General features: G+C 56.4%; 5 protein-coding genes and 2 pseudogenes. 5 read left to right on the forward strand and 2 right to left on the reverse strand.

The features are described 5' to 3' along the window. Positions 1 to 456 precede the first annotated feature (456 nt). The gene (locus QZ326_RS09875) at positions 457 to 1,608 is read left to right on the forward strand and encodes an extracellular solute-binding protein (protein WP_365328986.1); all 1,152 of its coding nucleotides are present in this window, start codon (positions 457 to 459) and stop codon (positions 1,606 to 1,608) included. Positions 1,609 to 1,623: 15 nt separating this feature from the next. Further along, complete coding sequence (locus QZ326_RS09880) at positions 1,624 to 3,210, forward strand: methyl-accepting chemotaxis protein (protein ID WP_295744655.1); 1,587 nt, start codon at positions 1,624 to 1,626, stop codon at positions 3,208 to 3,210. 252 nt (positions 3,211 to 3,462) lie between these two features. Here QZ326_RS09880 and QZ326_RS09885 read toward each other — a convergent pair. Continuing rightward, positions 3,463 to 3,996 (reverse strand): annotated as a pseudogene (locus tag QZ326_RS09885) (aldolase/citrate lyase family protein); the annotation flags it as partial. Positions 3,997 to 4,184: 188 nt separating this feature from the next. Here QZ326_RS09885 and QZ326_RS09890 point away from each other — a divergent pair. From QZ326_RS09890 to QZ326_RS09900, 3 genes are all read left to right on the forward strand, one after another. Then, positions 4,185 to 4,421 (forward strand): hypothetical protein, encoded by a 237-nt coding sequence (locus QZ326_RS09890; RefSeq protein WP_295744657.1) that lies wholly within the window; start codon positions 4,185 to 4,187, stop codon positions 4,419 to 4,421. A 295-nt stretch (positions 4,422 to 4,716) separates the two neighbouring features. After that, a complete protein-coding gene (locus tag QZ326_RS09895; RefSeq protein ID WP_295744660.1) occupies positions 4,717 to 5,772 on the forward strand; it encodes an FIST N-terminal domain-containing protein in 1,056 nt (351 codons plus the stop codon). A 13-nt stretch (positions 5,773 to 5,785) separates the two neighbouring features. Continuing rightward, positions 5,786 to 6,721, forward strand: a complete 936-nt coding sequence (locus QZ326_RS09900) for a methyl-accepting chemotaxis protein (protein WP_295744663.1) — start codon at positions 5,786 to 5,788, stop codon at positions 6,719 to 6,721. A gap of 902 nt (positions 6,722 to 7,623) precedes the next feature. Here QZ326_RS09900 and QZ326_RS09905 read toward each other — a convergent pair. After that, positions 7,624 to 7,726, reverse strand: a pseudogene (locus QZ326_RS09905) (VirB6/TrbL-like conjugal transfer protein, CD1112 family); the annotation flags it as partial.

Consider the following 7,726-nt stretch of genomic DNA (forward strand, 5'->3'; position numbering starts at 1 on the left):
TTCTTGCCCCCAGCGTCTTATTCAATGGTGTGTTTACCATTGTCAAGCGATGCTACCATGTGATATTTTAACTGCATTTCCACGCCCCCTCCCCACTCTAATGATACCATATTTCGAGCGCTTTGGGGACACTTTTTCAGCAGCTCCACCATCCCAAGATCAGTGGAAACGGTGGTTGCAAATCGCGGCAATGAATGGTATAATTATCCGAAAACAGCCGTGATCTCCGCCTGCGGCAGCACATTGCATTCATCCGCGCAAAGAAGGCTGCATTCACAACCGCTGAACACCGTCTTGACGGCCCTTTGCCGGTCCCGTACTCCCCGCTTCAATACAGGCTCTAAGACTGCCAATTTACCAGAAAGGTCTGATCATATGAAAAAAAGGACATTTTTTCTGTTTTTATCCGCGGGATTTCTCCTCATTCTTTCCGCCTGCGGGAAGCAGGCCCCCGCTGTGGAGGAGACAGCCCCGCCGCAGACCGTGGAACTCACCGTTTGGGGAGCAGAGGAGGATATGGAACTTCTTCAGGAGATCACCGCCGCTTTTCAGGCCCGCTACGCCGATCAGGCCAGCATTCAAATTACTTGCCAGCCCCAGAGCGAATCCAGCTGTAAGGATATCCTGCTGGGGGATCTGGAGGCCGGGGCAGATGTCTTTACCTTTGCGGACGACCAGTCGGCCGCGCTGGCTGCCGCCGGGGCCCTGGACCCCATTGAAGACGCCGCGCCAATCCGGGCAGCCAACCTCTCTGCAGCGGTGGAGGCCGCCAGTGTAAGCGGAACGCTGTACGCCTATCCGCTGACAGCGGACAACGGATATTTCCTCTATTATAACAAGGCATACTTTAACGAGAATGATGTGCAAACCATGGACGGAATTCTGGCTGCGGCGGAGGCTGCCGGCCGGCAGTTCTCAATGGATTGGACCTCCGCCTGGTATGTCTATGCCTTCTTTGGCAACACCGGCCTGGAGGTGGGTCTGAATGAGGACGGTCTCACCAATTACTGCACTTGGAACCGCACTGACGGCCCCATCTCCGGTGTGGATGTGGCCCAGGCTATGCTGTCTATCGCCGCCAGCCCCGGTTTTTCCAGCCGGACTGACGAGGAATTTCTAAAGGGCGTCCAGGACGGCTCGGTCATCGCCGGCGTCAGCGGTGTCTGGAACGCAGTAGCTGTCCAGGAGGCCTGGGGCGAACATGCCGGGGCAGTCAAACTTCCAACTTTTACCTGCAATGGCCGGCAGGTGCAGATGGCCTCCTTCTCCGGTTGTAAGCTCATCGGTGTAAACGCCTATTCAAGTCAGCCGGAATGGGCTGCGCGGCTTGCTGAGTGGATTACCAGCGAAGAAAACCAGCGCCTGCGCTTTGAGCGGCGGGGGCAGGGCCCCGCCAACAGCTCTGCCGCGGCCTCGGCCGAGGTGCAGAACTCGGCGGCCATCGCGGCGCTGCTGGCACAGTCGGAGTTCTCCCAGCTCCAGCGGGTGGGGGGCAATTTCTGGGACCCTGTGACGGAGTTTGCCACCAGTATGGCGAAGGGGAATCCCTCGGGCGCGTCCCTCCAGGCCCAGCTGGACCGTATGGTGGAGAATGTGACGGCTCGATAAATGGGAGGTATTCGTATGAAAGGAAAGCTTACCCTGCAGCAACGACTGATCCTGCCGGTGGTGCTGCTGGGACTGATTATGCTGCTGTCCAACCTTCTGGCGGTGTTCAGCATCAACAACGTCCACGCCAACGCCGGTGTTATTGTGGACGAGTACATGGCCAGCGAATCCAGGCTGGAGGAAATCCGCCGCTCCATGATGGACCTCCACCGCCTGGCCCTGTCCCATATCGTGGCCGCGGACCACAGTACGATGATCCGGCTGGTGCAGGAGATCAAGGCGCAGGAGGAGGTTCTGGACGGCCAGCTGGCCTCCTATGAACGCTTTGTGTCCGGGGAGGACGAGACTGTTTACCGGGGCCTGTTGGAGGACTATGATGCCTTCAAACATGCGCTGGTCCGTCTGGTCTGCGCCAGCGCCGACAGCAAAACCCAGGAGGCCTACGCCATGGCCAACGGCGAGGTGGCGGCTCAAAGCACCGCCGCAGAAGCCGGCATCGACGCCCTTTCCGCCTCGGTCAGCGCCCGGGCGGAAGCCGCACAGCGCCACCTCTTCATCGTATACATCAGCTCCCTGGTCATCAGCGCCGCTGCTTTGGCCGTGGGCGTCCTTCTGGTGTGGGCGGCGCTGCGGATCATTCGCAAGTACGTTGTCACCCCTATCCGGAGTGCGATGGACACCCTCCAGGACAGCTCAGAAGCCCTCAACCGCGTGGTGGGCAAGATTCGCGGCCGGACCGAGACCTCATCAGGCAGCGCCCGGCGGCTCTCCGGACTGACGGAGCAGCTCTCCAACGCCCTCGGGAAGATCTCCCAGAACACAGCCGCCATCACCGCCAGTGCCAGCCACACCCAGGAGGAGGCCGGACAGATGACGGATGCCTGCGCCGCCCTCAGCCGCTACTCAGTGGAAATGCGGGGACGCTCGGAAGAAATGGAACAGTCCGCCCGGCAGGAGATGGAGGCCGTACAGGCCAGAACAGAGGACATCATGTCCGTTCTGAATGAGGCCATCGAGAAGAGCCGGAGCGTAGACCAGATCAGCGTCCTGACCCAGGATATCCTCTCCATCTCCTCCTCCACTGACCTTATCGCCATCAATGCCTCCATTGAGGCCGCCCGGGCCGGGGCGGCCGGCAAGGGCTTTGCCGTTGTAGCTCAGGAAATCCGCCAGCTGGCGGACGCCTGCGGAGAGGCCGCCGGACATATTCAGGAGGTCAGCGGGGTCGTCACTGGTGCGGTCCAGTATCTCACTTCCAGCGCACAGGAGCTGGCCGACTACCTGGGGCAGACCATCGCAGACCAGCTGGCTCAGTCGGTCCAGTCCGGACAGCAGTACCGGGAGGACGCAGCCTACATACAGCGGTCCATGGAGGCCTTTCACAGCCAGGCGAGCCGGCTCCGGACCGCCATGGAGGAGATTGCCGGCTCTATTTCCGGCATCTCCGGCGCGGTGGACGGCGCCGTCTCCGACATCACTGGCGTTGCGGACAGCACCCATATTCTGGTGGGCGATCTGGCCGGTATCGTCAGCGAGATGGATACAAACCAGGAAATCGCAGGCGGGCTTCAGCTCCAGGTAGAGGTCTTTGCGAATCTTTAAGGAATGAACCGGCCGCTCTGCCGCAACGGCCGGGCAGCGTGATATTGATTAAAGCTGCACAGGGAAATTCCCATTCGGCACACATTCCGCGCACACCGCAAGAAACAAGGGCGGCCTTATAGGCCGCCCTTTCCTTATCCCCATGCTTTTTCCAGCAGAGCACAACGTCCGCAATGTATTTCCTGTGGCTCAGGGTTTTATCTCTTCAATCGTATGGACATAGCACCGCCCATTCCACAGAGCGCTGGCTGCTCAGACTGTAGTGCACCGCTCCCCGCTCAGGTCCATGCCGCGGATGGCCTTGCGCATGGGCAGCACGGCGGCAGGAGAGACAGACAGCTCATCCACTCCCATGCGGAGGAATGTCTCCGTCAGCGCCAAATCCGCGCCCAGCTCACCGCAAATTCCCACCCAGCAGCCATGGCGATGGCCCGCCTCTATTGTGTGCTTAATCATTCGCAGTACCGCAGGATGGTGCGGATCGTAAAACTCATCCAGCTTGGGATTCTGCCGGTCAATGGCCAGTGTGTATTGGGTCAGGTCATTGGTGCCCAGAGAGAAGAAATCCACCTCTTCCGCCAGCTCATCGGCAATCATCACGGCGGCAGGGGTCTCGATCATAACCCCCACCTCCACCCGGTCCACGGTCACTCCCTGCTCCCGGAGCTCAGTCCGGCACTCCTCCAGGAGTTCTTTTGCTTCCCGCACCTCTCGGGCAGAAATCACCATAGGGAACATAACGGACACCGTTCCGAAGGTAGCGCTGTACGCTGCCGCCTACCTGGAGGAAGCCGCGCAGACCTATCTCGCGGCCCTTTCCACAGGCCGTCCGGTAGAACCACTGCCCCCGGAGATGGTCAAAGCGGAGCTGGGAGACGAGGACTCCTGGCTCAGATATTTGCAGCAATAGTTTGAAAAGCCATGAACCAGCGGATATAATAGTCACATCACCCAGACGGAAAGGAGCAGCCGCAATGGAAATGGAATGGAAACTGGGCAAACTGATTAAGAACAAAACATACAAACTCTGGGGCGTCAATATCTTTGACTGCCAGTGGACCGACACCGGTGAGACTGCGTACTTGAAAGACTATACTGACGGAATCCGCAAGGACTTCAAGGTCTACTCCATTGAGGCAGAAGGTCAAACCCACTATTTTGCCGCCATGGAGCGCGGCGCCAACACCTGGCTGTTTTTCATCGGGCAGTGAATTGCCGAAAACCACATCCGGACACAATAAAAAATCATAACAGCAGAAAGGCAAGCAGAACTGCTCTGCTTGTCTTTCTGCCTTTTGCACTTTTACCCCATTAGGTGCTTTATGCCCACCGCACTTCAAAGGATTCTTTTGAAGTGCGGTGTATACGCCGTAACGCTTGATTATAATTGTAAAGAAGCCGCCAGGCAGCTATTTGTTTTTATAATTGACAGACTAACAGATTTGCCATATAATATTTTAACTTAATATTCCGGTTTTTGAAATTATTGGGAGGGGGAGCAACGGCATGAAACAATTTTTCGGTATGAGCCAGCAGGGGAACTTGGACGAGGCGCTCCAGGGACTACGTTCCCCGCAGTTCATCATGCTATTATCTAACGCAGGTCAGTTTGAGGAACATGTGGCGGCACTGGAGCGGCGTTTTCCTGGTGTGCCCAGCATTGGGTGTATTGGAATGAGTTATCAGACTAGCGTGGCGGAGCACGGTGTGGGGATTATCGCCTTTTCGGAAGGTGTAACCGCTGCCGCCAATGTGCTCGAGCACGCCTCCACCATGCCGGTGAAATACATACAGCGTCTGGAGCTGGATATGAAGTCGGTGGGCGGCTCCAACGGGGATACCGTGTGCATCGATTTCTGCTCCGGCAACGACGCCTGCGTGCTCACCACCATCTATACCGCCCTGCACAAGCGGGGCATCTCACTGGTAGGCGGCACTGGCGATCAGGGAAAGGTGTCCGCCAACGGCCGGGTCTATCAGGATGCGGTGGCCTATGGGCTGGTGCGCAACCAAAACGGCCGGGTAAAAACCTATAAGGAGAATATTTATCACCAGCTGGGGAATTACCGTTTTGTAGCATCCCATACGGACCGGGCCAACTACGTCCTGGGCGCTCTGAACGGAAGGAGCGCCAAACAGGTCTACCAGGACATCCTCCATGTGACAGACGAGGAAATTCTCACCCGAACTTTTCAAAATCCCTTTGGCAAACTGAATGGAGACGATACCTGCATCATCTCCATCAAAGAGGTCAAGGGAAACGCCCTGGCCTGTTTCCGACAGGTGAATGACTCCGATGTGCTGATCCTGCTGGAGCTGGGCGATTACAGAGCCATTGTGCAGAATACCATCCAGCAGATTTGCCGGGATTTCCCTCATCGTTCCGCCATCTTCTCGGTGAACTGCCTGTTCCGCTACAAGCTGTTTACAGAACAGGGCTATATGCAGAACTATCTGCGGGACATGGCAGTCCTGGGTAACCACGCCGGTTTCGTGGGCTATGGTGAGCACTACAATAACCGGTTTGTCAACCAGTCTATGACCTGTGTGGTCTTTGAGTAAAGGAGGGAGTTCCATGCTTTTGAAACGAAAAGGTCAGCCGGCCGCACTGGTTCAGGAGGAAAAGAGTCTGTATCCGGTACTGCATATTGCGGGCAGCCTAAAAGAATATCAACAGGATCTTGTAAAAAAAGAGGTTGCCTCCCTTTGGGAACTGAGCCAGGTGGGCTCCTCATTCTCCGGTGTTCTGGAGGAGGGAGACCAGTTTCAGACAAAGCTCCGGGCTCTGGGGGAATCCTTTTCCAGCATCAGCCAGACAGCGGAGCAGTTCAGTCAGGTGCGCGGGGAAATCGGCATGGCAGTGTCGGAGGCCCGGAACCAAATGGAGGTCCTGGGCCATACCTCCATGCAGGTACAGCAGTCCTACGACGCCATGGCAGAGACTTTTTCCCACCTGGAGAACGCAATCCGGGGAATCCAGCAGTCTCTGGGCAAGATCGTATCCATCGCGGAGCAGACCAATATCCTGGCCATCAACGCCTCCATTGAGGCAGCCAGGGCAGGAAGCGAGGGCCGGAGCTTTGCGGTGGTAGCAACCCAGGTAAAACAGCTGGCCGGGGAGATCAAGGATCTGGCTGGCGAGGTGGACAACGGAGTAAACGAGGTTGAACTCCGCGCCAACGAGCTCAGCGAAAGCATCGCTGTCTCCCAACAGACCATGGGCCAGGGAGCGAGCATTGTCAGTCAGACCGAGGGCAGCTTCGAGAAGATTACACAGGCGGCAGAGGGCGCCATGTCCGTACAATCCGGCATCGCCGATGTGATTGGGCAGTCGCAGCAGGAGCTGCAGGTGCTGTGCCAGTTTTTTGATCAGATCAAGGAGCAGTATCAGGTTGTTATTAAGCACATTGATTCTGCCAGCCGGCTGGGGACCACCAAAAGCGCAATGTTCGAGGATATGGACAATATGATCTCCCAGCTTCCTCCCCTTATCCAGGATTATGGAGATTGAAAACGGATAGTTGTTGTCTTTCTGTATAACGGGTATAACGGATGGCCCGCACTACCTCTATAGGGGGTTTTTGCTGGCAAAGCCTAAAGCTCCCGAATTTTATTCCTACTGCATTTGCACCCTGCTGGCGGTTTTATCGGCGGCAGGGTGCGGTTTTTTCGTCTCGTTGAGACTCTTGTATATGGCATGATAGGATGCACCAATTTTTTCCACCAGAGCAGTTCTCTGAAATAGCAATAAGGAAAAAAATATGGTAAGATAGTATCGGGGAGAGGAAGATGCCGCATAATGAAGCGGGGAATTTGCCGGTAGAAGCATAAGAGAAACCGCACGAGGCAGAAGCAGTTGCGCTGGCATGCGGGGTATCTGTGCCGACAGTATACCGGCCGGCAGAACAAAAAGCCACAACAGGAAGTGTCGATCTGCGCGTAAGTGAGCGGGGACGTAAGCGGGTGCTGACGCCGGAAGATTCAGAAAGAATTGCGAAGGCAATAGACGGTCAAGCCGGATATTACACTGTCAGAAATCGTAGAGAAATTGAGTCTGCCAGTTGGAATAGAAACGGTACGCCGCAGAATCCAGGCAATGGGGTATCGGGGAAAAAAGAAGATGATCCACATCTCAGAACAGGAGCATCCCCGATGTGCAGGCCAAAAGAGAACGATGGAGTGGGTTTGCGAAGACAACACAGGCTTCCCGTCTGGTTTTCCGCTATGAAAGCGGAGTCAATATCAATACGGCCAGACGGTATGGCCCGGGAAAAGGGGGCCGGCGGGTGGTAGATCACGCGCCGCTGAATACACCAAAATCCACGACCATTTTGTCCTCGATTCGTCTGGATGGAACAATGGTGTTTACGGCTTTTCCTTCAGAAAACACTGTAAAGCCCCGAAAGTGCTTGCGCCGTAAATAATGATGCCCAGCGCCTGCATGGTGAGCCCGATGACCGGGGACTGGAGCCACAGCCCAAGGAGCGGGCCCAAATCCATCCCCTCCAGCGTGGTC

Source organism: uncultured Oscillibacter sp. (assembly GCF_910587525.1).
Taxonomy (GTDB): Bacteria; Bacillota; Clostridia; order Oscillospirales; family Oscillospiraceae; genus Oscillibacter.